Below are 22,478 nucleotides of genomic sequence, written 5' to 3'. Positions count from 1 at the left end.
GGCCCTAGCCTGCCGCCCCCGTTGCCGCTCGGGTCGCCGCCGCATTGCGTTGGTACGTCAGGCGCAGGCCCAGCAGCGTCAGGTCCGGCACGTACTCCTTGATCGTCTCCGACTCGCCCATCATGAGCGGGGCCAGGCCGCCGGTGCCGAGGACCGTCACCTGGCCCGCCTTCGGGCCCAGCTCGGCCAGGATGCGCTTCACCAGGCCGTCCACCTGGCCGGCGAAGCCGAAGAGCACGCCCGACTGCAGGCACTCCACCGTGTTCTTGCCGATCACCGACCGCGGCCGCACCAGCTCGACCGTGCGGAGCGCCGCGGCGCGGGTGGCCAGGGCCTCCATCGAGATCTCGATCCCCGGCGCGAGCGCACCGCCGAGGAACTCGCCCTTCGCGGAGACGACGTCGATGTTGGTGGACGTCCCGAAGTCGACCACCACGCACGCGGTGTCGTGGAGCCGGTGCGCCGCGAGGGTGTTCATCACGCGGTCGGCGCCCACCTCCCGCGGGTTGTCCACGAGCAGCGGCACGCCCGTGCGGACGCCGGGCCCGACGACCACCGCGGGCACGTCCCTCCGGTCGATGAGCAGCCGCAGCTCACGCAGCAGGGTGGGCACGGTGGAGAGCGCCGCGATCCCGGTGACCCGCCCGGCGTACGGGCCGAGGAGGCCGGCGAACGCGACGTCCAGCTCGTCGGAGGTCATCCGCGGGTCGGTGCGCATCCGCCAGCCCCGCACGAGCGGCGGATCGATCTCCTCGGCGGAGCCCTGCTCGTCCGCGTAGAGGCCCAGCGCGATCTGGGTGTTCCCGACGTCCACGCAGAGCAGCACGGCGTTGCCTAGAACTGGACCGCGACGTTGTCGATCAAGCGGGTGCCGCCGATCCGCGCCGCGACGAGCAGCCTCGCCCGCCCCTCCCGTGGATCGGGGCCGAGGTCCGGGTCGGTGAGCTCCAGGTAGTCCACCGCCACGGCGGGTTCCTCGGCGAGCACGGCCCGCGCCGCGTCCAGCACGGCCTGCGGCCCCCCGGCCGACCCGGCCGCCCCGGCGACCAGAGCCCGCTGCAGCACGGGCGCGCGGCGCCGGTCGTCGGCGGACAGGTAGGCGTTGCGGGAGGAGAGCGCCAGCCCGTCCGGTTCGCGCACCGTCGGCACGCCGACCACCGACAGCGGGAAGTCCAGGTCCCGCGCCATCTTCGTGACGAGGACGAGCTGCTGGAAGTCCTTCTCGCCGAAGAAGGCGAGGTCGGGCCCCACGATGTGGAAGAGCTTCGCCACCACCGTGAGCACCCCGGCGAAGTGTCCCTGCCGCACCCCGCCCTCGAGCCGCTCCCCCCGCGGGCCCGGGACGACGGTGGTGTCGGCACCCTCGGGGTACATGTCCGCCACGCCGGGCAGGAACACCAGCTCCACGCCCTCCTCGCGGCACGCCTCCAGGTCGGCCTCGAGAGGCCGCGGGTAGCGGGCCAGGTCCTCCCCGGGCGCGAACTGCAGCGGGTTCACGAAGATCGACACCACCGGCACCACCGCCCCCGGGGACCGGCGGGCGTGCCGGATCAGCTCCCGGTGCCCCTCGTGCAGGGCGCCCATCGTCGGCACGAGCGCGATCCTGCGACCAGCGGCGCGCAGCGCCCGCGTGACCGGGGCGATCTCGCGCGGCGAGCGGTGCACGGTCAGGGCGCCGGCCGCATAACCACCCAGCGTGCGTGCCGTCGTCATGGCTTCTCCTGGAGGATCTCGAGCACCTCGTGGGCGGCGTGGTCGGGCAGCATCCCGGCATCGACGGCGCGGTGCGCGGTGCGCCCGGCGAGCACGCGGTAGGTCTCGGCGAGATCCGGGTCGGCGGCGTCGAGCTCCCGCAGGTGGGTGCGCACGGTCCCGACGTCGCCGCGCGCCACCGGCCCGGTCAGGGCGCGGTCGCCGTGGCGCAGCGCGTTGTCCAGAGCCGCGGAGAGCAGCGGTGCGACGAGCCGTTCCGCCGGGTGGATGCCGGCGCGCTCCAGCGTCTCGACGCAGTCGCGCACCAGCGTGACCAGGTGGTTGGCGCCGTGCGCCAGCGCGGTGTGGTAGAGCGGGCGCATCTCCTCGGGCACCCGCACCGGCTCGGCGCCCATCTCGACCACGAGCGCCTCGCCCACGCTCCAGGCCGCCTCGTCACCCGCCGTGGCCGTGACCCCGACGCTGCACGCGGCGAGCCGGGCGACGTCCTCGGTGCGGCCGGTGAACGTCATCACCGGGTGCAGCGCGAGCGGCAGGACGCCGTGCTCGGCGGCCGGGGCGAGCACCGACACACCGTGCGCACCCGACGTGTGCACCAGGATCTGGCCGCTCCGGAAGCTGCCCGCTGCGGCCAGACCTTTCACGAGGCCGGGCAGGACGTCGTCCGGGACGGCGAGCAGGGCCAGGTCGACGCCGGCCACGACCTCGTCCGGCGGGCGCAGCGGGACGTCCGGGAGGAGCGCCTCGGCCCGCTGGACCGACGCCCGCGAGACGCCCGACGTGGCCACGACCCGATGCCCGGCGGCCGCCCAGGCCGCCCCGACGACGGCCCCGACCCGCCCCGCCGACACCACACCGACCGCGAGCCGCGCGGGCCTACCAGCGCTCATCGCTCAGCCTCGCTGCGCTCGGCTGGCGCTTCGCGCAAGGCGCTGTGCCAATGATTCGCTCGCAAGCTCGCTCATCGATCCACTCCTCGTTCCAGTCCCATGACGCGGGTACCAGACGGCGCGCACAGGCTAACGGCCCCGAGACGCTCGGATGGCGGCCCGGTGACGGGCTTCACCACGTCGTGTCGGCGGTTCTGGATTGCAGCAACGAGGGGGCCCGGCTCAGCGGCGGCCGTAGCCGGGGGGTGGGGGCCGGGGCGGGCGGTAGGCGGGGTGGTGCGGCGGCGCCGCTGCGGGGTGACCGACCGGCGGGGCCGGCGGCGGGCCGGGGGGTGGGGGTGTCCAGCCGGGCGGGCCGTGGTGGCGGAGCGCGACGGTGAGGGCCTCCGGGTGCCCGACGGCGCGGGCGCGGGCCTGGCGCACCGCCTCGACGGCCTCGGCGTGCCAGAGCGGACCGTGCGGGCCTGCGGTGCCGCGGGCCATGCGGTCGCGGAGGAACGCGAGATCCGTGACGGCGGACTGGTACTCCGCCACGGCCTTGGCGACCCGGCGCCCGGACCGGCGGCGCACGGCGGCCCGCCAGCCCTGCCGGCCGGCGAGGCTGGACAGCAGCGGCACCTCGCTCGGCACGATCCACCCGGCGGCCGCGAAGCCGGGCAGCTGCGCGGCGACGACCCGCTGCTCGCGCCGGCGCTGCCAGACCACGACGATCACCAGCGCGACGAACAGGGGCACCATGACGAACCCGTAGACGACGAGGAAGATCCCCCCGCCGAGGACGGAGGCCGAGGTGTTCCACAGGGAGTGCAGCGCGACCGCCACCACGTAGCCGATCGCCACCGCCCCGACCCGGCCACCGACGGACGCGCTGCGCGAGGCGATCCCGGCCCCGATGCCGATCATGGCCGTGAAGAGCGGATGGGCGAACGGCGAGAGCACGCCGCGCAGCACGAGGACGGCGAGCACGCTGCCGACCTGGCCGACGGCCGCGTCCTCGGTGAACGCCCGGCCCAGGTAGAGGATGTTCTCGGTGAACGCGAACCCGGCGGCCACCAGCCCGGCGTACACGATCCCGTCGACCACGCCGTCGAACTCGCGGCGCCGGAAGACCAGCATCCCGACCAGGAACGCACCCTTGACCGCCTCCTCGACGACCGGTGCGATCGCCACCGCCCCGAAGAGATCGGCCTGTTGCCGGCCCAGCGCCTGGTCGACGACCTGGCTCGCGCTGCTGTTGATCAGCAGGGCGGTCAGCGCCGCGAAACAGGCGCCCCACAGGAACGCGGCGAGCAGGGTGCGCGGCGGTTCCGGCTCCCAGCGGTCGATCCAGAGGAAGGCGGCCACGACGGGCCCGACCGGCACGAGCGCGCACAGGGCCCCGACCACCACACCGGTGGCACCCACGCTGGTGCCGAGCAGCCCGAGCACCACGAGCCCGCAGAACCCGAGGGCGATCAGGCCGAGGACCGGAGCGAGCACCCCGCGGCGCTGCCGACCCGAGGTGGGCATCGGGATGATGCGCGTCGCCTGGGTCATGGGGCGGGAGCCTAGTGTCCCGGACCGGACGTCCGGTGCATGAATCGGCGGATCCAGGTTTTCGCCGGGTGCGCCGGCGGGCCGGCCTCGTACCGGGCGTACTCGGACGGTTCGCCGGAGCGGCCGGCGGGAAGCTGGGCCGTCGAGTTATGTGGTGGACGTTCGGTCCGGGACACTAGGGGCGGTGACCGTCGGACGCGTGCCCGTTGTGCTCGTCACCCGGGTCGTCGGGCGTGCGGCAGCAGTGTTCGAGCCACAGCGCCCCGCCCACCAGGCCCAACGCGCACACGATGCCCACGGCGCCGGCGAGGGCGTCGCTCCCGGCGGCCGTCACGCCCCCGGCCAGTGGGAGGACGTGCGCGAGCAGCCCGCCCCACACCCCGGTCATGATCGCGCCGGCCAGCGACGACGCCTTCGCCAGGAGCACCGCGCGGGCCGCGACGAGCGGTTGCACCGGCTCCGTGCCGGGGCGGCGGCGGATGCGGGCGCGCAGCGCGCTGCCCCCCACCGCCTCCGCGATGCCGAGGACGCCGAGCGTGGCGCCCGCGAGCAGGGGCATCGGGGGGAGCGAGCCGTAGCTCACCCGGACGAGGATGCCGACGACCACCGCCGTGACGAGAGCGACGGCGAACAGGTCCCGCGGTCGGGTCGGGGTCACCGGGGGGCCATCAGGACGAGGTCGTCGCGGCGGCGCATCCCGTCCTCGGCCGCCGGCCCGAGCGCCGCGAGCACTTCCGCCACCGGGCGGGAGCTCGATCCGGGGCCCGGCAGGACCGCCCCGGGTTCGACGTCCAGCCACGGACGCAGCACGGTGGCCCGCTCGGGCGTGCCCGGGTGCGGGAGCAGCAACTCCGGGTGGTCGCTGCGCACCGGGCCGTCCGGCCCGTCGACGGTGACGACGTCCACGTCCAGGGTGCGGGGACCCCAGTGCACCTCCCGCACCCGCTCCGCGGCCCGCTCGAGCTCCTGGCCGCGGTGCAGCCAGCCCCACGCGTCGGTCCCCGCGTCCTCGACGACGAGCACGGCGTTGAGGAAGTCCGGCTGCTCGACGCCGCCCCACGCCGCGGTCTCGTACACCGGCGACGCCGCCCGCACCGCGGCGCCGAAGCCCGCGACGGCGGAGCGCAGGTGCGCGAACCGGTCGCCGAGATTCGAGCCGAGCGAGAGCACCGCCCGCGTCACGCGGGAACCACCTGCCCTCGGCCACCGGTGCGGGACCGCCGCGCGACCACGGCGACGTCGGCGAACTCCCGCTGGATCGGCGCCTGCGGCTTGTGGAGCACGACCTCGACGGTCTGCACCCGCACGTCGGCGAACACGTCGTCGGCCACCCGCCCGGCGACCGCCTCGATGAGGTTGCACGGCGGCCCGGCGACGATCGCGGCCGCCCGCTCGGCCATCTCGCCGTAGTCGAGCGTGTCCTCGAGGCGGTCCGAACGAGCCGCGTGCGTGAGGTCGATCCACACGAAGATGTCGACGACGAAGTCCTGGCCGTCGCGGCGCTCGTGCTCGAACACACCGTGGTGACCGCGCACCCGCAGGCCCCGCAGCTCGATGCGATCCGCCATCGGACCTCCTACTGCTCTACCCGGCCGTGCCAGGCGTCCGCCACCCGCACGGCGTCGAGCGTGCCGATCACATCGTGCACCCGCACGCCCCACGCCCCGCGCTGGGCCGCGAGCGCGCTCACCGCGGCCGTGGCGACGTCGCGGCCCGACGTCGCGCGCGCCACGCCTTGCGCGTCGGCCAGCAGGGATCCGAGGAACCGCTTGCGAGAAGCCCCCACCAGCACCGGGAACCCCAGCTCGACGAGCACGTCCAACCTGCGCAGCAACGCCCAGTTGTGCTCGCCGGTCTTCGCGAACCCCAGCCCCGGATCGAGCACCAGCCGCGCCGGGTCCACGCCCGCGGCCACCGCGGCGTCCACCCGGGCGGACAGCTCGTCGCGGACGTCCGCGACCACGTCGTCGTAGACCGCGAGCTCGTTCATGCGGTCGCTGTGCCCGCGCCAGTGCATGAGGATCCACGGCACCTGCGCCGATGCCACCGCCTTGCCCATCGTGGGGTCGGCCTGTCCGCCGGACACGTCGTTCACCACGGTGGCCCCGGCCTCGACGGCCGCCTCGGCGACCGTGGCGCGCGTGGTGTCGATGCTGACGCGCACGCCGGCGGCGACGAGCTCGCGCACCACCGGGAGCACCCTCGCGAGCTCGGCCTCCGGCTCGACGCGGGGCGCTCCGGGCCGGGTGGACTCCCCGCCGACGTCCACCAGGTCGGCGCCCGCGTCGCGCATCGCGACGCCGTGTGCCACGGCCTGGTCGCGGTCGAGCCAGCGGCCGCCGTCGGAGAACGAGTCCGGCGTCACGTTGAGGATGCCCATCACCACGCACCGCCCGGGATCCGGCAACCCGGCCACCACTAGTGCCCCTCACCCGTTCCGGATCAGCGCGAGCACCTCGGCGCGGGACGTCGGCGACGACCGGAGCATGCCGCGCACGGCGGACGTGGTGGTGCGCGAGCCGGGTTTGCGGATCCCCCGCATGCCCATGCAGAGGTGCTCGGCCTCGATCACCACGATCACGCCCTTCGGTTCGAGCTTGCGAACCATCGCGTCGGCCACCTGCGCCGTGAGCCGTTCCTGCACCTGCGGCCGCCGCGCGTACAGGTCGACGAGCCGGGCGAGCTTCGACAGGCCGGTGACCCGGCCGTCGGGGTTCGGGATGTAGCCGACGTGCGCCACGCCGTGGAAGGGCACCAGGTGGTGCTCGCACATCGAGAACATCGGGATGTCCTTCACCAGGATCAGCTCCTGGTGGTGCTCGTCGAACGTGCGGTCCAGCACCTCGTCCGGCTCGGCGTAGAGGCCCTGGAAGATCTCCGCGTACGACCGGGCGACACGGGCCGGGGTCTCCCGCAGGCCCTCGCGGTCCGGGTCCTCGCCGATCGCGAGGAGCAGTTCCCGCACCGCCGCCTCGGCACGAGCATGATCCATCGTCGGTCGGCCGTTCATCGACACCCTCGCGGCCGCCGCACCACCGGGTACCGCTGCACTCAGCGTGAGCCGCCCTCGTCGGGCCCGGGGCCGCTCTTCTCGCCCGGCTTCTCGAGCGAGGGCCTCTCGGGTGCGGGCCGCTCGGGCGCTGCCTGCTCCGCAGGTTCGGCCGCACCGTTGGTGCCTGCCGGCTGTGGCACCTGGTTCGGCGGCGGCCCCCACTGCGGGCCGGGCGGCGGCTGCTGCGGCTGCCAGTGGCCGGGCGGTGGCCAGCTCTGGCCGTGCGGGGTGGTGGCGGGACGCCAGTCCGGCGGCGCACCGTAGTTGTGCGGCACCGAGTTCGGCTGCGGCGGCGGCCCACCCCAACCCTGCGGGGGCACCGGCTGCCCCTGCGGGTGCGGCGGGGGGAAGCCCGGCTGGCCGGGACCACCGGGGTAGCCACCGGGCGGCGTGGGAACCGGGCCGCCGTTGGGGCCGGGCGCCGGTACACCGTTGGCGCCGCCCGGGTAGGAGCCGACCGGCGCAGGTGCGCGCACCGGCTCGGTGTGCGGGGGCCACGGCTCGCCGCGCTCCTTGGCGCGCTCGGCCGGCGTCTTGATCGGCGGCTTGTCCGACGGCGTGCGGTCGCCGAAGTCGTTGAACGCCGTGATCCGCGGCCGCTTCTCCACCCGGTCGAAGATGCGCTCCAGGTCGATGCGGGTGAGCGTCTCCTTCTCGAGGAGCTCGAACACGAGGTCGTCGAGGACGTCGCGGTAGGTGTTGAGGATCTCCCACGCCTCGGTGTGCGCCGCCTCGATGAGCGCGCGCACCTCCTCGTCGATCTCGTGGGCGACCTCGAGCGAGTAGTCGGCCTGCGCGCCCATCGAACGGCCCAGGAAGGGGTCGCCCTGCTCGCGGCCGTAGCGCACGGCGCCGAGCCGGGCGCTCATGCCGTACTCGGTGACCATCGCCTTGGCGATCTTGGTGGCCTGGTCGATGTCGCTGGAGGCGCCGGTGGTGGGCTCGTGGAACACGAGCTCCTCCGCGCTGCGCCCGCCCATCGCGAAGACCAGGCGCCCGATCATCTCCGAGCGGGTCATGAGGCCCTTGTCGTCCTCGGGGACGACGAGCGCGTGGCCGCCGGTGCGCCCGCGCGGGAGGATCGTGAGCTTGTAGACCGGCTCCAGGTCGGGCATCGCCCAGGCCGCGAGGGCGTGGCCGCCCTCGTGGTAGGCCGTGATCTTCTTCTCCTGCTCGGAGATGATCTTGCCCTTGCGGCGCGGACCGCCGACGACCCGGTCGACCGACTCCTCGAGCGCGGCGCCGTTGATCAGCGTGCCGTTCTCGCGCGCGGTGAGCAGCGCCGCCTCGTTGATGACGTTGGCGAGGTCGGCACCGGACATGCCGACCGTGCGCTTCGCCAGGCTCAGGAAGTCCACGTCGTTCGCGAAGGGCTTGCCCTTCGAGTGCACGCCGAGGATCGCCTGGCGACCCGCGAGGTCCGGGGCGGCGACAGGGATCTGGCGGTCGAAACGACCGGGGCGCAGCAGCGCCGGGTCCAGGATGTCGGGCCGGTTGGTGGCCGCGATGAGGATGATGCCGCCGCGGGCGTCGAATCCGTCCATCTCGACGAGCAGCTGGTTGAGCGTCTGCTCGCGCTCGTCGTGGCCGCCACCGAGACCCGCGCCGCGCTGGCGGCCGACGGCGTCGATCTCGTCGACGAAGATGATGCAGGGCGAGTTCTGCTTGGCCTGCTCGAACAGGTCACGCACCCGGGAGGCACCGACACCGACGAACATCTCGACGAAGTCGGAGCCGGAGATCGTGTAGAACGGCACCCCCGCCTCGCCCGCGACCGCCCGCGCCAGCAGGGTCTTGCCGGTGCCGGGCGGGCCGTAGAGCAGCACACCCTTCGGGATCTTCGCGCCGAGCGCCTGGTAACGCGCCGGGTTCTGCAGGAAGTCCTTGATCTCGTACAGCTCCTCGACCGCCTCGTCGGCGCCCGCGACGTCACCGAAGGTGGTCTTCGGCATGTCCTTGTTGAGCTGCTTCGCCTTCGACTTGCCGAAGGACATCACCCGGTTCCCGCCGCCCTGGGCGTTGTTCATCATCCAGAACAGGATGAGCAGCACGAGGCCGAGCGGGATCAGGTAGATCAGCATCGTGGTCAGGAACGAGTCCTGCCGCACGGTGGTGTTGAACGCCGGCTTGTTGCTCGCGTTCCCGAGCGTCTCGACGATGGTGCCCGCGGTCTGCGCCGGGTACTGGGTGATGATCTGCGTGCTGCCCTCGACCGGCTTGGCGAGCGTGAGCCGAAGCCGCTGCTCCCGGTCCTCGATGAGCGCGTTCGTAACGTTGCCGTCGGAGATCTGCGTGAGCGCCACCGAGGTGTCTACCCGCGTGTATCCGCGCGTGTCGTCGAACAGCACGCTGAAGGTGAAATAGACCAGGATCGCGGCGAGGATCCAGATCAGCGGGTTCCGTAGCAGGCGCTTGCGGTCCATGCAGCTTCGGCCGTGGCGGCCTTCACCCTTCCTGGCGAGATTCTCCGGCGGAGAGACCCGGCACAGCGGACTGACCGGCCCTGAGTCCGCCAGGATAGCGGGCCGGGAGCACAGCTGCGCCGTCGATGTCCGACCGCGTACCTCTTACGGGTACCTGCGCATTCAACGAACGGGCCCCAACCCGTGTTCCCGCAGGCCCGCGGGCGGCCATATCCCCACGGCCGCGGCGTCGTTGGGCCAGTGGCGGAAGCGGATCACGAAGGTCGGCGACGAGGCCGGCGGTGGGGGTATCTGGGATGACAGTGAGGGCCCGTGGGGTCGCGTTGGCGGTCGCACTCGGTGGGATCGCGCTCGGGACGGTGCTCGCCCCCGCGGCCACGGCCGCACCCGCCCAGTCCGGCCGCGACCAGTGGGCGCCTGCCGGCTCCGCGGCGATCCGGCCCGGCGTCGTCACGGACACCGAAGGCGGCGGGTCCTGCACGAGCAACTTCGTCTTCACCAGCGGCGACCGCACCTTCCTCGGCCAGGCCGCGCACTGCGGGGGCACCGGTGACGCCACCGAGACCGACGGGTGCGACTCCGGCACCGTCGACCTCGGCGCCCCGGTGGCAATCAAGGCCACCGACGGCACCGAGCGCGCCGGCCGCCTGGCCTACAGCTCGTGGGTCGCGATGCAGGCGAGCGGCGAGACCGACCCCGACGTCTGCGCGTTCAACGACTTCGCCCTCGTCGAGATCGCCTCGGAGGACGCGGCCGACGTGAACCCGAGCCTCCCGGTCTTCGGCGGCCCCACCGGCCTCGACACCGACGGCCTCGGCACCGGCGACCTGGTCTACAGCCTCGGCAACTCCCCGCTGCGGCTGGGCATCGAGGCGCTCGGGCCGAAGGTCGGCGTGAACGTCTCCGATTCGGGTGGCGGGCGCAACCACGACGTCTACACGCTCACCCCCGGCATCCCCGGCGACTCAGGCAGTGCCTTCGTCGACGACTCGGGCGCCGCGTTCGGCGTGCTGTCCACGCTGAACCTCGCGCCGCTGCCCGCCAGCAACGGGGTCATCGACCTGGCCCACGCGCTCGACTACGCCGCCGCGAACGGCGACGTGGGCGACGTCGAGCTCGCGCTCGGCACCGAGCCGTTCAACTCCGGCCCCGCCGCCGGGCTCCCGGTGCCGCCCCTCCCGGCGCTGCCCGCGCTCCCCGCGCTCGGCGGCTGAACCCGCCCCCCGCGCGCACTTCACTCAGGCGTAGACGGAGGGGTCGAGCGTGCCGATGAACGGCAGGTCGCGGTAGCGCTCGGCGTAGTCGAGGCCGTAGCCGACGACGAACTCGTTGGGGATGTCGAAGCCGACGTACTTGACCGGCACGTCGACCTTCACCGCGTCCGGCTTGCGCAGCAGCGTGCAGACCGACAGCGACGCGGGGTGCCGCGACTCCAGGTTCTTCAGCAGCCAGGACAGGGTGAGGCCCGAGTCGATGATGTCCTCGACGATGAGCACCTCACGGTCGGCGATGTCGCGGTCGAGGTCCTTGAGGATGCGCACGACCCCCGAGGACGAGGTCGCGGAGCCGTAGGAGCTCACCGCCATGAACTCGAGCTGCACCGGCACCGGCAGGGCCCGCGCCAGGTCGGTCATGAACATCACGGCGCCCTTGAGGACGCCGACCAGCAGCAGGTCCGAGTCCGACTCCGCGCGGTCGGCCGCGATCTGGGCCGCCAGCTCGGCGGTGCGCTCCCGGATCGCCTGCTCGGTGATCAGCGTCGATGCGATCTCACCGTCGTACACGGCGGGCGGCCTCCTGGGTGGGGGTCGGGATCAGTGTCATGACAATGGCCAGCGGATCGGGCGCACGGAAAGCGTGCCACGCGCGCGCACCAGCTCCAACCCACCCGGAAGGGCGACACCGCCGCGATCAGGGCCCTGACCTGCGAGAACGTCGGCGGCTCTGAGGTGCTCGTCGGTGAGAGCCGTCACGTCGACGGTGGCGAGCCAGGCCCGCAGCACCCGGCGGCGCAGGGCGGCGGGCACGCCGTCGAGCGGGGCGAGGCGCAGATCGAGCGGCAGGTCCGGGTCGTGGGCCCGGCCGAGGAGGTCGGCCGCGACGGCGTCGAGCGCGTCGCCGTCCTCGCGCAGCTGCCGCGCCGTGCGGGCAAGCGCCTCCGCCACCCCGCCCGCGAGAACGTCCTCGAGCAACGGCAGCACCTCGCGCCGCAGGCGCACCCGGGTGAACCGCGGATCGGTGTTGTGCGGGTCGTCCCACACGGCGAGCCCGGCCGCCTCGCACGCCGCCCGGGTGACCGCGCGGCGCAGCCCGAGCAGCGGGCGGCACCACGGGGTGTCCCACGCCCGCATCCCGGAGAGGGATCGGGCACCGGAGCCGCGGCCCAGCCCGAGCAGGACGGTCTCGGCCTGGTCGTCGAGGGTGTGCCCGAGCAGCACGGGCGAGTCGGGGTGCGGGCGGGCGGAGCGGAGGGCGGCGTAGCGGGCGCGACGGGCCGCGGCCTCGACCCCGCCGGAGCCGGAGACCTCGACCCGGTGGACGGCAGCGGCCGCCCCCATCCCGCACAGGAGCTCAGCGGTGGCGGCGGCATGTTCCGCGGAACCGGCCTGCAGGCCGTGGTCCACGACGGCGGCGTGCACCGTGCCCGCCCCCCGCACGGCCAGCGCCGCCGCGGCGAGGGCGAGCGAGTCCGCACCCCCGGAGCAGGCGACGAGCAACGGGGCGTCCCGGTGGGGCACGGGCAGCGCGGCGACCGCGCCCCGAACGGCCCGCCGAACGGCGAGGACCGCGGTGTCACGCCCTGTCTGCTGCCTCACGCGGCTGCTCCCCGGTCGTCTACAGCCCGTGGATGCGCTCCAGCCACGCTCCGGGGTGGGCCAGCTCGTCGCGGGTCGGGAGGGTCTCGGGGCTCTCCCACACCCGGTTGAAGCCGTCCATGCCGGCGGCGAGCACCACGTGCCGGGTGAACGCGGAACCCACTGCGTACTGGCGGACCTTGGCCTCCACGCCGAGGAGCGCACGCAGCAGGCGGTCGACGAGGCCACCGCCGCGGCGGCGCATCGTGAACCGGTTGCGGATGGTGGCGACCGTGGGCACGACGGACGGGCCCACGGCGTCCATCACGTGGTCGGCGTGGCCTTCCAGCAGGGTGGTGAGGGCGAGCAGCCGGTCGAGCACCGCGCGCTGTTCCGGCCCCTGCAGCAGCTCGACGATCGCGAGCGAGTCGCCGCCGGACTCCCGCAACGCCCGCACCACCTCGGGCAGCCGTTCCAGGACCGCACCGCGGTCGCCCTGCGCGATCGACAGGAACTGGCCGACCTCGCCCGCGAAGTAGGACCGCAGCCACGGCACCGCGGTGAACTGGAGCCGATGGGTGGCCTCGTGCAGGCAGACCCACAGTCCGAAGTCGGTGCTGGGCACGTCGAGCGCCTTCTGGGCGGCGTGCACGTTGGGCGCAACGAGCAGCAGGCGCCCGCCGCCGTCGGCACCGCCGAACGGGTCGTACTGGCCGAGTACCCGCCCGCCCAGGAACGCGACCACGCTGCCGACCTGCAGCCCCGCGGTGCGCGCGGTGACGCTGCGGGCCATCCGCGACACCTCGGGCAGCTGGGCGTCCGCGGTGAGCGCGGCCATGCCCGAGACGGCGGCGGCCGCCCACGCCCTGCGGTCCACGACGTCGGCGGGCAGCAGCGGCAGGCCGTGACCGAGTCCGGTGATCTCCCGGACGTGCCCCTCGGCGACGGCGGCGTCGGCGCGCAGGCGCTGCACCAGCTCGGCGGCCTCCGCGGGGGTGGCATCGGGGCCGGGCTGCATGAGCCGGCCCGCCGTGCGACTCGCGAGCTCCCAGTCGACCGGGAGACCACGCTCACCGAGCGGGCTCGACGTGGGCTGGGCGGAGTCGGTCACGTACGGCACACCTCCCACGCTACGTGCCCGGCCGGGCTCACGGCTGACGGCAACCGCATCGGCTCAGGTCGGCGGCCATGGCGTCGTGCAACGGGCGGACGGTGGTCGGGTTGGCGCCGTTGGACATCAGGGCGAAGACCAGCAGCCTCCCGTCCGCGTCCGTGACGATGCCGGCCAGGCTGCTCACCCCGGTGAGCGAGCCGGTCTTCGCGCGGACGACACCGCGCCCGTCGGCGGCCCGCCCGTCGCGCGCGTACCGGTTGTCGAGCGTGCCGACACCACCCGCCACCGGGAGTCCGGTGAGGATCGGACGCAGGAACTGCGTGTCGAGCGGCCCCTTCGCGGGCGAGGCGGCAGCGGCGAGGATCTCCCCGAGCAACCGGGCCGGCACCTCGTCCCGCGTGGAGAGGCCGCTGCCGTCCACCATCACGGCGCCGGTCGTGTCGATCCCCGCCTGGCGGAGCGCGGCGAGCACGGCCCCGGCCGCACCCTCGAACGACGGCTCCGCCTCGCGGGCGACCGCCACCTCGCGGGCGAGCACCTCGGCCAGCACGTTGTCCGAGGCGCGCAGCGCGAACTCGGCGAGCTCGCTCACCGGCGCCGACGACACGGCGGCGATGGCGGTGGCGTCCGGGCCGGCGTTGCCCTTCTCCACGTCGTCGACGCCCAGCTCGTCGCCGAGCGCGCGGGCGGCGGTGAGCGCCGGGTCCGAGACGCGCGGGCCGTCCTGCAGCTCGGGGTCGATCCGGCCCCCGTCGAGCATCACGGGCTCGATCGGCGTGATGAACCCGGCGGCGACGTCCCCGGGGTTCCACCCGGGGGCGAGCCCGTCCGCGGTGTAGCGGCTCGTGTCGACCAGCACCCGGCGGATCGGGCCGGGGGCCTTCTTCTTCACCGCGTCGGCGAGCTCGACGATGCTGGGCGCGTCCGGGTACAGGCTGTCCTCGGGGTCGGGGAGCGCGGTAAGGGTCGGGTCACCGCCGCCCACCAGCACGACCGTGCCCGGGTCCGGGCCGGTCACGACGCGGGTGACCAGCCGGTCGGTCGGGTTGAGCACCAGCATCGCCGCCGCGGTGGTGACGAGCTTCCCGGTGGAGGCGGGCGTGAGCGGGCGCTCGGGCGTGTGGCCCCACAGCTCGCTGTCCGTGGCCGGGTCGATCACGATGCCGGCGAACTTGCCCGGCATGTCGCCCGCGGCCTCGTCGAGGGCCGCGCTCAGCCCGTCGGGTGTGGGGACCGGCGCGTCCGCCGCGAGCGGTCCCAGCTCGGAGTGGGGGACGGGCGGTAGCGGTGGGGGCGCAGGCGCCACCAGGCCGAGCCGCTGCACGAGGGTGGGACCGGTGAGCGCGATCGCCCCGCCGGCGGCACCGGCCACCACGAGCACGACGAGCACGGCGACCATCCGCCGCGTACTGCGACCGGGCAGTCGCAGCGAGTCACCGATTCGTCGCCCGATGCCCACGGGCGCCCTCCCTCGACATCCTCGGAGCGCTGGAGGCGCGCCCCGGACGTCGGACCCGCCGACGCGGTCCCTCACACTAGACCGAGGCGCCGGAGCCGGTCGCCCGACCGGTACCGGCCATCCATCCGACCGACGGACCAGCAGGAGAGCGCCAGTGGACTTCGACGTCACCATCGAGATCCCCAAGGGCGGCCGCAACAAGTACGAGGTCGACCACGAAACGGGGCGCATCCGGCTCGACCGGACGCTGTTCACCGCCACCCAGTACCCGGCCGACTACGGGTTCGTCGAGGACACGCTGGGCGAGGACGGCGACCCGCTCGACGCGCTCGTGCTGGTCCAGGAGCCGACGTTCCCGGGCTGCCTCATCCGCTCGCGCGCGATCGGCATGTTCCGCATGAAGGACGAGAAGGGCGGCGACGACAAGGTCCTCTGCGTGCCCAGCGACGACCCGCGCCAGGAGCACCTGCGCGACATCCACCACCTCCCCGAGTTCGACCGGATGGAGATCCAGCACTTCTTCGAGATCTACAAGGCGCTCGAACCGGGCAAGAGCGTGGAGGGCGCCACCTGGGTCGGCCGGGCCGACGCCGAGCGGGAGATCAGGGCCTCCTGGCAGCGCGCCAAGGCGGCCGGGGCGCATTAGCGGTCAGCCGGCGGCCCGCACTGCGAGGTCCCAGACCCGGATCGAGTTGTCCTGCGCCGCCGACACCAGGATCGGGCGGCCGTTCAGGTCGGCGACGCCGAGCTCGGTCAGCTCGGCCTCGTGCCCGGCGATCGGCGCGCCGAGCCGACGGCCGCTGTCGATGTCGTGGAGGACGATCGTGTGGTCCTCGCCCTCGATCGCCACGAGCGGCCGCCCCTCCACGACCGCCACCGCGCTCCACCTGGTGCGGCCGATGTCGTGCCGGCGCACGAGGACCCCGGTGTGCAGGTCCGTGACCTGCAACCCGTCCGTCGTGTTGACGATCACCGGCACCCCGTCGAGCTCGGTGATCTCGCCGTACGTGTTGGGGGCGGCGACCTGCTCGCCGGTCTCGAGGTCCCAGACGTGGTTCACCTGCACGGATCCCGCGATGTAGAGGTACACGCGTCCCTGGATCAATGCCGTGGCCAGGGGCATGACGGAGTTGTTGCTCCCCGGTGCCGGCATCGGCGCGCCGAGCGGCGCGCGGGCCCGCACGTCCCAGCGCCGCACCAGCTCCCCGCCGATGGTGGCCGCGATCGGCCTCCCGCCGACGGTGGCGGCCGTGAGCCCGTACACATCGCTGCCGTGCGCGCCGACCGGGCCCTCGTCCCAGGTCGCCATGTCGATTCCGCTGAGCTCGCCGTCGTACGACGAGGCCACCACGACCGACCGCCCGTCGACGTCCACCGCGTCGACCCGGACGACCTCCACGCTGGACTTCAGGACCCCGCCGATCTCGCGGTCGGTGGCGAGCTCGCGGAGCCGTACCTGGTTCTCCAGGTCCTTGAAGAGGATCGCAGGCACGCCGCCGACCTGCGTGGTGCGGAAGGGTGTCGAGCTGATGCTGCGCACGCCGAGCGCGCGCTCGGTGATCACCGGCTCCGGAGGGGCGGCGGCGGCCGGCGATCCGAGACGGGTGACGGCCAGCGCGCCGCCGCCCGCCAGCACGAGGGCACCGGCCGCGCCCACGAGGAACCGCCGGCGGGAGGTCCGCGGCGGGCCGGCCGGCGCCGGTCCGGGCGGAGCGTGGCCGGGCGCGCCGATCACCGTGGCGGCCGCACCGACCGCGGTGACCGCGTCGTCGGCTAGCGCCCCCGCGGTCGGGTACCTCGAACCGGGGTCCTTGGCCATGCCCAGCGCCACGACCCGGTCGATGGCCGGCGGGAGCCAGGGGAAGGTCTCGGTCGGGCGCGGCGGCGGGAGGTGCAGGTGGCCGTACACCTGCGCGGCGAGGTCGGCCCCGGCGAAGACCCGGCTGCCGGTCAGCAGCTCGTACAGGACACAGGCCAGCGCGTAGACGTCGACGCGGTGGTCGGTGTGCCCGCCGAGCAGCCGTTCCGGCGCCAGGTACTCGACGGTGCCGTCCGATGCGCCCGTGCCTCCCGGCCCCGCGGCGATACCGAAGTCGGCCAGCTGCGCGAAGTCCGGCCGGCCCGGCGCCGGCGGCGCCAGCAGGACGTTCGAGGGCTTCACGTCGCGGTGCACCAGGCCCGCGGCGTGCGCCGCATCCAGCGCGGCCGCCACCTGCGCGACGATGCCGACGGCCCGCTCCGGCGGCAACGGACCGGAGAGCATGAGCTCCGCGGCGAGGTCCCGGCCGTCCACCAGCTGCATGTCCAGGAACAGCCGCCCGTCGATCTCCCCGTACCGGTGGATCGGCACGACGTGCGGCTCGGCGAGGCTGGCCGCGACCTCGCACTCCCGGCGGAACCGCGCCCGGTACACCTGGTCGGCCGACAGGTGGGGCGCCAGCACCTTCAACGCGACCGACCGGCCGCCCTGGCCGGTGTCGACGGCCCGGCGGACCTCACCCATCCCGCCCCGCCCCAGCAGCTCGCCGAGCAGGTACGGGCCGAACATCACCGTGGCCGTCATCGCCCGCTCCGCGTGGTGAGGTCCCAGATCCGGATCGACCGGTCGAGGCTGGAGGACAGCAGGTAGGTCGAACCGCCGACGGTCGTCGTGGTCAGCGCGGTGATCGAGCCCTCGTGGCCGGTCATCGGGACACCGACCGGGCTGCCGTCCCGGAGGTCGCGGAGCCGGATCACGCCGTCGTGCCCGGCCTCGACGAGGAGCGGACGCCCGTCCACCACCACCGGAACGACCTCCGACTCGACCCTGAACCCGTACCCGGGCAGCGGTTCGCCGGAGTGCAGATCGACGAGATGGAACTCGATGAAGTCGTCCACCAGTAGCGCGGAGCCGCTGGGAAGCTCCACGACCACGGGCGCGGCGCTGCCCGAAGTGGGAACGGGCACGCCGACCGGTGTCCCATCGGCTAGGTCCCAGGCCCGGATGGACGAGCCGATGCCGTGTGCCAGCACCACCGAGCGACCGGCCGACCGGACCACCGACAGGGTGTACACGCCCTTCTCCAGGCCGGTGATCGGATCACCGATGGGTGCGGCGGCAGCCAGGTCCCAACGTCGGATCGTCCGGTCGGCACCGCCCGAGACGAGCACCTCACGGCCGTCCACGTCGGCGATGGCGATCGCGTCGACGGAGCCGGTGTGGCCGCTCAGCGTGGTGGGCAGCGGCTTGCCCGTCGCGAGGTCGAACACCCGGATGACGCCGTCCACACCACCGCCGACGACGACGCTGCGGCCGTCGAGACGGGTCACCGTGGCCGTCGTCAGCCCGGCGTGGTCGATCGGTTCGCCGATCACCTCACCGGTCGCCAGATCGAGGACCCGGGTCTCGGTGACCGAGCCGGCGACGAGCACCGGGGTGCCGTCGAGGTCGGCGATCACAGGCGTCTCCGATGCCGCTGCTCGACCGACCAGCGCCCGCTCGGTGACGGGCCCACCGGACGGCAGCGCGTCGGTGGGCACCGGGTCGGGCGGCACCGGTGCGGGGACATCCGGGCCGGGAGCAGGCCGGGTGACGACGAGTGCGGTGGAGACCACGGCGACGACCAGCACGAATGCCGCCGCCACGGGCACCCACCAGCGGGTGCGTCGCGGAGGAGCCGGACCCCCCGTGCCGGTCGGGGCGGCGAGCGGAACGGGTGCGGGAGGCGCGGTGGCCGGCCGGGGCGGGTCGACGACCGTCGCCGCGGCCGGTACGGCCGGGAGGGCGGCCCGCACCTCACGCACGCCGGCGCCGGCCAGCGCGGCGCGGGCCGCGCGAGCGAGATCGCCCGCCGACCGGTACCGCGCGGCGGGGTCCTTCGCCATGCCCCCGGCGACGACGGCGTCGAGGGCGGCGGGCAGGCCGGAGCGCAGCGCGCTCGGCCGCGGCGGCGGCTGGTGCACGTGGCCCGCCACCTGGACCTCGAAGCCCGTGCCGGGATAGGGCCGGGACCCGGTGAGCATCTCGTGCAGCACGCACGCGAGCGAGTAGACGTCCGAGGCAGGCCCGGCCTGCCGCGCGAGGAACCGCTCCGGCGCCATGTAGGCGAGCGTGCCGATGACGGCCCCGGTCCTGGTCAGCGCCGTCCGGCTGCCCGGATCCGTGGCGCGGGCGATGCCGAAGTCCAGCAGGTAGGCGAGCTCGGGGCGCCCGGTGCCCGGATCGGCCAGCAGGATGTTCGCCGGCTTGACGTCCCGGTGGACCAGGCCGTCGGCGTGGGCGGCGTCGAGCGCCCCGGCGATCTGCTCGAGGATCGCGACGGCCCGGTCCGGGTCGATCGCCGCCCCGTCCGCGAGGGCGTCCGCGAGGTCGTGCCCGTCGATGAGCCGCATGTCGAGGAACAGCCGGCCGTCGATCTCGCCGTAGCGGTGGATCGGCACGACGTGCGGATCGGACAGCCGCGCGGCGATCTCGGCCTCGCGCCGGAAGCGGGCGGCGAACTGGGGGTCACCGGACAGCGCGGGCGTGAGCACCTTCAACGCGACGACCCGCCCGCCCTGCGAGGTGTCGGCCGCCCGGTACACCTCGCCCATGCCACCCCTGCCGAGCAGGGCGTCGATCCCGTAGGGCCCGAACCGCGTACCGATCATGATGCTCCCCCCTCGATCAGCTTCTGCGCGTCCCACACCGTGATCGGCCCGCCTCGCGGCGCGGAGACGAACAACGGCGGCGCACCGTCGGCCGTGGCCGTGAACGACTCGGCCAGCGGATGGGCCGTGAGCGGGCCGCCGATCGGTTCGCCCGTCCCCAGGTCCCAGAACCGGATCTCGGTGCCCGGATCCGCCATCGAGGCCGACACCACGACCGTGCGGGTCCCGAGCCGGACGATCTCCAGCTGGATCACCCTCCCGGTGTGGCCGAGCATCGGCGATCCGGCCTGCTCACCGGTGCGGAGGTCCCAGATCCGCACGGCGTTGTCGGCGCCGCCGGTCACCGCAACCGGCGTGCCGTCGCGCTCGGTGGTGGTGATCGCCGTGAGCCCCGCGGGCTGGGGCGGGATCGGGACGGCCGTGCGAGCTCCCGTGGCGAGGTCGTGGACCTGGATGCCGGTGCCACCCTCGGTGGACACGACGACGGGCCGGCCGTCGATCTCGGTGACCGAGTAGCGACCGACCGACTGCCCGTCGCCGGCCATCACGGGACCCACCGGCCGGCCGTCCGGCAGCGTGCGCGCCTGCAGGCCGACCTGCGGCACCGGGGTTCCGGCCGGCCCGGCCACCGTGGCACCCGTCTCCTGCTGCGTGATGGCGACCGGTGCGCCGTCCAGGTCGGGCAGCGCGAGCAACGGCAGGACCAACACGGCGCCCCCGCTGCGCCCGTCCGGATCCGGCGTGCCGACGGTCGTCCCCACCGGGGCACCGGTGGCGAGGTCGAACACGGAGAGGGTGGTGTCGCGGTTGTACGCGACGACGACGGTGCGGCCGTCGAGCGTGGTGGTCTCGACGGTGAACGCGGTGCCCGGGATCGGCGGGCGCACCTGCTCACCGGTGGTGAGGTCCCAGATGCGGATGCCCCCGTCGACGGCGGCCGCGACGAGCACCCGGCGCCCGTCGAGCTCACCGGTGGCCGCGGCGCTGGCACCACCGGTGTCGGCGATCGACGCGACGAGCCCGGGCGGGCCGGGGGCCACCGGCGGATCGGACCACCCCCACCCGGAGCGGACGACGACGAGCGCGGCCGCCAGCACCGCGAGCACAGTCAGGACCGCGGCGACCGCGCCGAGGCGCCTGCGCCGCGGCCGGGGCTGGGGCTGGGGCTGGGGAGCAGGTGGACGCCATCCCGGCTGCAGGCCCAGCAGCTCGTCGATCCGCGGCGGCGTGGCCACCGGCGGCCGGCCCAGCCCGAGGCCGACCAGCTGGACGAACTCCCGACCGGGAGGGCCGGTCAGCAGCACCTCGTCCCGGCCGAGGGGCCGGTTGCCGAGGCCGCCCCGGAGCAACGCCTCGCCCGCCGCGCCGACCTGCTGCCCCACCGTGCGCACGACGGTCGGGTCGAGCGGGCCCGCGCGCAGCGCTTCGGCGAGGGTCGTCCCGCGAACGAGCCGCATGTCCACGAACGGTGCGCCGTCGATCTCGCCGTAGCGGTGGATCGGGACGACGTGCGGCTCGCGCAGCGCGCTCACCAGGCCGGCGTCGTGGCGGAACCGCTCCCGGAACGCGGGGTCACCGGCCAGCTGCCTGCCGAACACCTTGAGCGCCACTTCCCGCCCGTCGTGACTGGTGTCGTGAGCGCGGTACACGATGGCCGACGGCCCGCTCGAGAGAACCTCGACGAGCCGGTACGGGCCGAACAAGGCCGAGTCCATCGTCGCTCCCCCCGGATCGCCGATCGATTCACCCTAGGGGGTGAATGCACGGTTCCTTGGTCTTCGGAGGGATTGACCCGAATGCCGGCGTCCCGGTTGGGGTGACCGGCGTCACGAACCCCGGTGGCCGCTCTCGAACGCCGTGCTGAAGCGGCCGAGCAGTTCCGCGAGCTTGCGGCGGTCGGTCACCGACCAGTCGGAGAGCATCTCGGCGAACCGCTCGATGCGCATCCGGCGGTTCTCCTCGAACACCCGACGCCCCTCGCCCGTGGCCGTGAGCAGCGTCGCCCGCCCGTCCCCCGGATCGGCCATGCGTTCGACGAGGCCGAGCCGCACGAGGTGCGCGACCTGGCGGCTGATCGTCGACGGGTCCGAGTGCACCGCCTCGGCGAGGGCGCCCGCCCGCTGGGGGCCGCCCTTCACGAGGTGGACGAGCAGGTAGTACGTGGCCCGCTCCACGGCGTCCGGATGCTCGGCCTGGTACTGCGCCTGCCTGCGGTCCATCAGGCGCACCAGCCTGATGAGCTGACCGCTCACGTCATCGGCCAGGGCGAGGTCGTCGTCGGACGGCACGGCGCGAGCATGGACCGCCGGTCCCGATCGAGCAACAAGTGCGGATGTGATGCTGGCGATCCGAACCGGAAGTCCGGTGAATGAAGCGGCGGCGGGGCCGGGTTTCGCGCGGATCGGCGCCTGGTGATCGATCCGAGACGCCCTGAACTGCCTTCACAAGGACGCAAACCGTGGTCTCGCAACGATCAAGGCCGGATGATCGGTCCGAACTGCGGTGGATCGCCTTGCCCGGGGCACTGAACGCCATCTCGCAACGATCATGCCCGGCCGGGTCGTCGTATGCGTGATCACGTCGACACCTTGGGTGTTCGACCGTGGTCCGAGACACGTGGGGTCGACCTGATCATGAAAGGGGGAGCGGCTTGGCGCGCCGTCCCCGACACCCCACATCCGACGGTCACCGCGCGCCACTCCCGGCCGTGCGTGCAGGCCACCTGCCCGCATCGGTTCCTCACCTGTCAATGGCCAGTTCGTTTTCCCCGCTGGCGGCCAGGAGTTCTCCCCGCTGGTGGCCAGATAGTTCTCCCCGACGGCGGCCAGATAAGTCCCCGCCTCGGGTCGGTCGGGGTCAGGTCAAGG

Annotated in this window: 20 protein-coding genes; 2 read left to right on the top strand and 18 right to left on the bottom strand. The window is 74.1% G+C overall.

Translation table 11 applies throughout. From position 1 onward, the window contains the following. Positions 1-4 precede the first annotated feature (4 nt). From ACU436_RS41255 to ftsH, 10 genes are all read right to left on the bottom strand, one after another. A complete protein-coding gene (locus ACU436_RS41255; RefSeq protein ID WP_459032623.1) occupies positions 5-826 on the bottom strand; it encodes a type III pantothenate kinase in 822 nt (273 codons plus the stop codon). An 8-nt stretch (positions 827-834) separates the two neighbouring features. Then, on the bottom strand, positions 835-1,713 hold the full coding sequence (gene panC, locus ACU436_RS41250) for a pantoate--beta-alanine ligase (protein ID WP_459032622.1): 879 nt from the start codon (positions 1,711-1,713) through the stop codon (positions 835-837). After that, positions 1,710-2,603 (bottom strand): Rossmann-like and DUF2520 domain-containing protein, encoded by an 894-nt coding sequence (locus tag ACU436_RS41245; protein ID WP_459032621.1) that lies wholly within the window; start codon positions 2,601-2,603, stop codon positions 1,710-1,712. The genes panC and ACU436_RS41245 overlap by 4 nt, the downstream gene beginning before the upstream one ends. A 222-nt stretch (positions 2,604-2,825) precedes the next feature. After that, positions 2,826-4,139 carry a PrsW family intramembrane metalloprotease gene (locus ACU436_RS41240; RefSeq protein WP_459032620.1) on the bottom strand — a complete coding sequence of 438 codons (1,314 nt, stop codon included), beginning with the start codon at positions 4,137-4,139 and terminating at the stop codon, positions 2,826-2,828. A gap of 175 nt (positions 4,140-4,314) precedes the next feature. Beyond that, on the bottom strand, positions 4,315-4,797 hold the full coding sequence (locus ACU436_RS41235; RefSeq protein ID WP_459032619.1) for a DUF3180 domain-containing protein: 483 nt from the start codon (positions 4,795-4,797) through the stop codon (positions 4,315-4,317). Next, the gene (gene folK, locus ACU436_RS41230; protein WP_459032618.1) at positions 4,794-5,321 is read right to left on the bottom strand and encodes a 2-amino-4-hydroxy-6-hydroxymethyldihydropteridine diphosphokinase; all 528 of its coding nucleotides are present in this window, start codon (positions 5,319-5,321) and stop codon (positions 4,794-4,796) included. The genes ACU436_RS41235 and folK overlap by 4 nt, the downstream gene beginning before the upstream one ends. Continuing rightward, on the bottom strand, positions 5,318-5,707 hold the full coding sequence (folB, locus tag ACU436_RS41225; RefSeq protein ID WP_459032617.1) for a dihydroneopterin aldolase: 390 nt from the start codon (positions 5,705-5,707) through the stop codon (positions 5,318-5,320). The genes folK and folB overlap by 4 nt, the downstream gene beginning before the upstream one ends. 8 nt (positions 5,708-5,715) lie before the next feature. Next, positions 5,716-6,519, bottom strand: a complete 804-nt coding sequence (gene folP, locus ACU436_RS41220) for a dihydropteroate synthase (RefSeq protein ID WP_459032616.1) — start codon at positions 6,517-6,519, stop codon at positions 5,716-5,718. Positions 6,520-6,567: 48 nt separating this feature from the next. Beyond that, positions 6,568-7,149, bottom strand: a complete 582-nt coding sequence (gene folE / locus ACU436_RS41215; RefSeq protein ID WP_459032615.1) for a GTP cyclohydrolase I FolE — start codon at positions 7,147-7,149, stop codon at positions 6,568-6,570. Between the two features lie 41 nt (positions 7,150-7,190). Further along, positions 7,191-9,614, bottom strand: coding sequence for an ATP-dependent zinc metalloprotease FtsH (gene ftsH / locus ACU436_RS41210; protein WP_459032614.1), 2,424 nt, complete (start codon positions 9,612-9,614; stop codon positions 7,191-7,193). Between the two features lie 323 nt (positions 9,615-9,937). Here ftsH and ACU436_RS41205 point away from each other — a divergent pair, with 323 nt between their 5' ends. Then, entirely contained in the window at positions 9,938-10,828 is an 891-nt protein-coding gene (locus ACU436_RS41205; protein WP_459032612.1) for a serine protease, read from the top strand. A 24-nt stretch (positions 10,829-10,852) separates the two neighbouring features. Here ACU436_RS41205 and hpt read toward each other — a convergent pair whose 3' ends face one another. The 4 genes from hpt to dacB are packed head-to-tail and all read right to left on the bottom strand — an operon-like array spanning position 10,853 to position 14,982. Then, the gene (gene hpt, locus ACU436_RS41200; RefSeq protein WP_459032610.1) at positions 10,853-11,398 is read right to left on the bottom strand and encodes a hypoxanthine phosphoribosyltransferase; all 546 of its coding nucleotides are present in this window, start codon (positions 11,396-11,398) and stop codon (positions 10,853-10,855) included. A gap of 36 nt (positions 11,399-11,434) precedes the next feature. Continuing rightward, positions 11,435-12,430, bottom strand: coding sequence for a tRNA lysidine(34) synthetase TilS (gene tilS / locus ACU436_RS41195; RefSeq protein WP_459032609.1), 996 nt, complete (start codon positions 12,428-12,430; stop codon positions 11,435-11,437). A gap of 19 nt (positions 12,431-12,449) precedes the next feature. Continuing rightward, positions 12,450-13,520, bottom strand: a complete 1,071-nt coding sequence (locus ACU436_RS41190; protein ID WP_459032650.1) for a zinc-dependent metalloprotease — start codon at positions 13,518-13,520, stop codon at positions 12,450-12,452. 37 nt (positions 13,521-13,557) lie between these two features. Then, entirely contained in the window at positions 13,558-14,982 is a 1,425-nt protein-coding gene (gene dacB, locus ACU436_RS41185; RefSeq protein WP_459032608.1) for a D-alanyl-D-alanine carboxypeptidase/D-alanyl-D-alanine endopeptidase, read from the bottom strand. A gap of 154 nt (positions 14,983-15,136) precedes the next feature. Between dacB and ACU436_RS41180 the strand changes: the two genes are divergently transcribed. Continuing rightward, complete coding sequence (locus ACU436_RS41180; RefSeq protein ID WP_459032607.1) at positions 15,137-15,628, top strand: inorganic diphosphatase; 492 nt, start codon at positions 15,137-15,139, stop codon at positions 15,626-15,628. 3 nt (positions 15,629-15,631) lie between these two features. Here the strand turns inward: ACU436_RS41180 and ACU436_RS41175 are convergent, their stop codons facing one another. From ACU436_RS41175 to ACU436_RS41160, 4 genes are all read right to left on the bottom strand, one after another. Then, a complete protein-coding gene (locus ACU436_RS41175) occupies positions 15,632-17,545 on the bottom strand; it encodes a WD40 repeat domain-containing serine/threonine protein kinase (RefSeq protein ID WP_459032606.1) in 1,914 nt (637 codons plus the stop codon). Next, positions 17,542-19,611 (bottom strand): serine/threonine-protein kinase, encoded by a 2,070-nt coding sequence (locus ACU436_RS41170; protein WP_459032605.1) that lies wholly within the window; start codon positions 19,609-19,611, stop codon positions 17,542-17,544. Before ACU436_RS41170 ends, ACU436_RS41175 begins: the two co-directional genes overlap by 4 nt. Then, complete coding sequence (locus tag ACU436_RS41165; protein WP_459032604.1) at positions 19,608-21,326, bottom strand: protein kinase family protein; 1,719 nt, start codon at positions 21,324-21,326, stop codon at positions 19,608-19,610. The genes ACU436_RS41170 and ACU436_RS41165 overlap by 4 nt, the downstream gene beginning before the upstream one ends. A 111-nt stretch (positions 21,327-21,437) precedes the next feature. Continuing rightward, positions 21,438-21,899: a MarR family winged helix-turn-helix transcriptional regulator gene (locus ACU436_RS41160; protein ID WP_459032603.1), complete on the bottom strand. Its 462-nt coding sequence runs from the start codon at positions 21,897-21,899 to the stop codon at positions 21,438-21,440. Positions 21,900-22,478: the final 579 nt, after the last annotated feature.

The organism is Pseudonocardia wallangbongensis (assembly GCF_054486945.1).
Note: the sequence above shows the minus strand (reverse complement) of the source record. Positions and strands in the feature narration are given on the sequence as shown.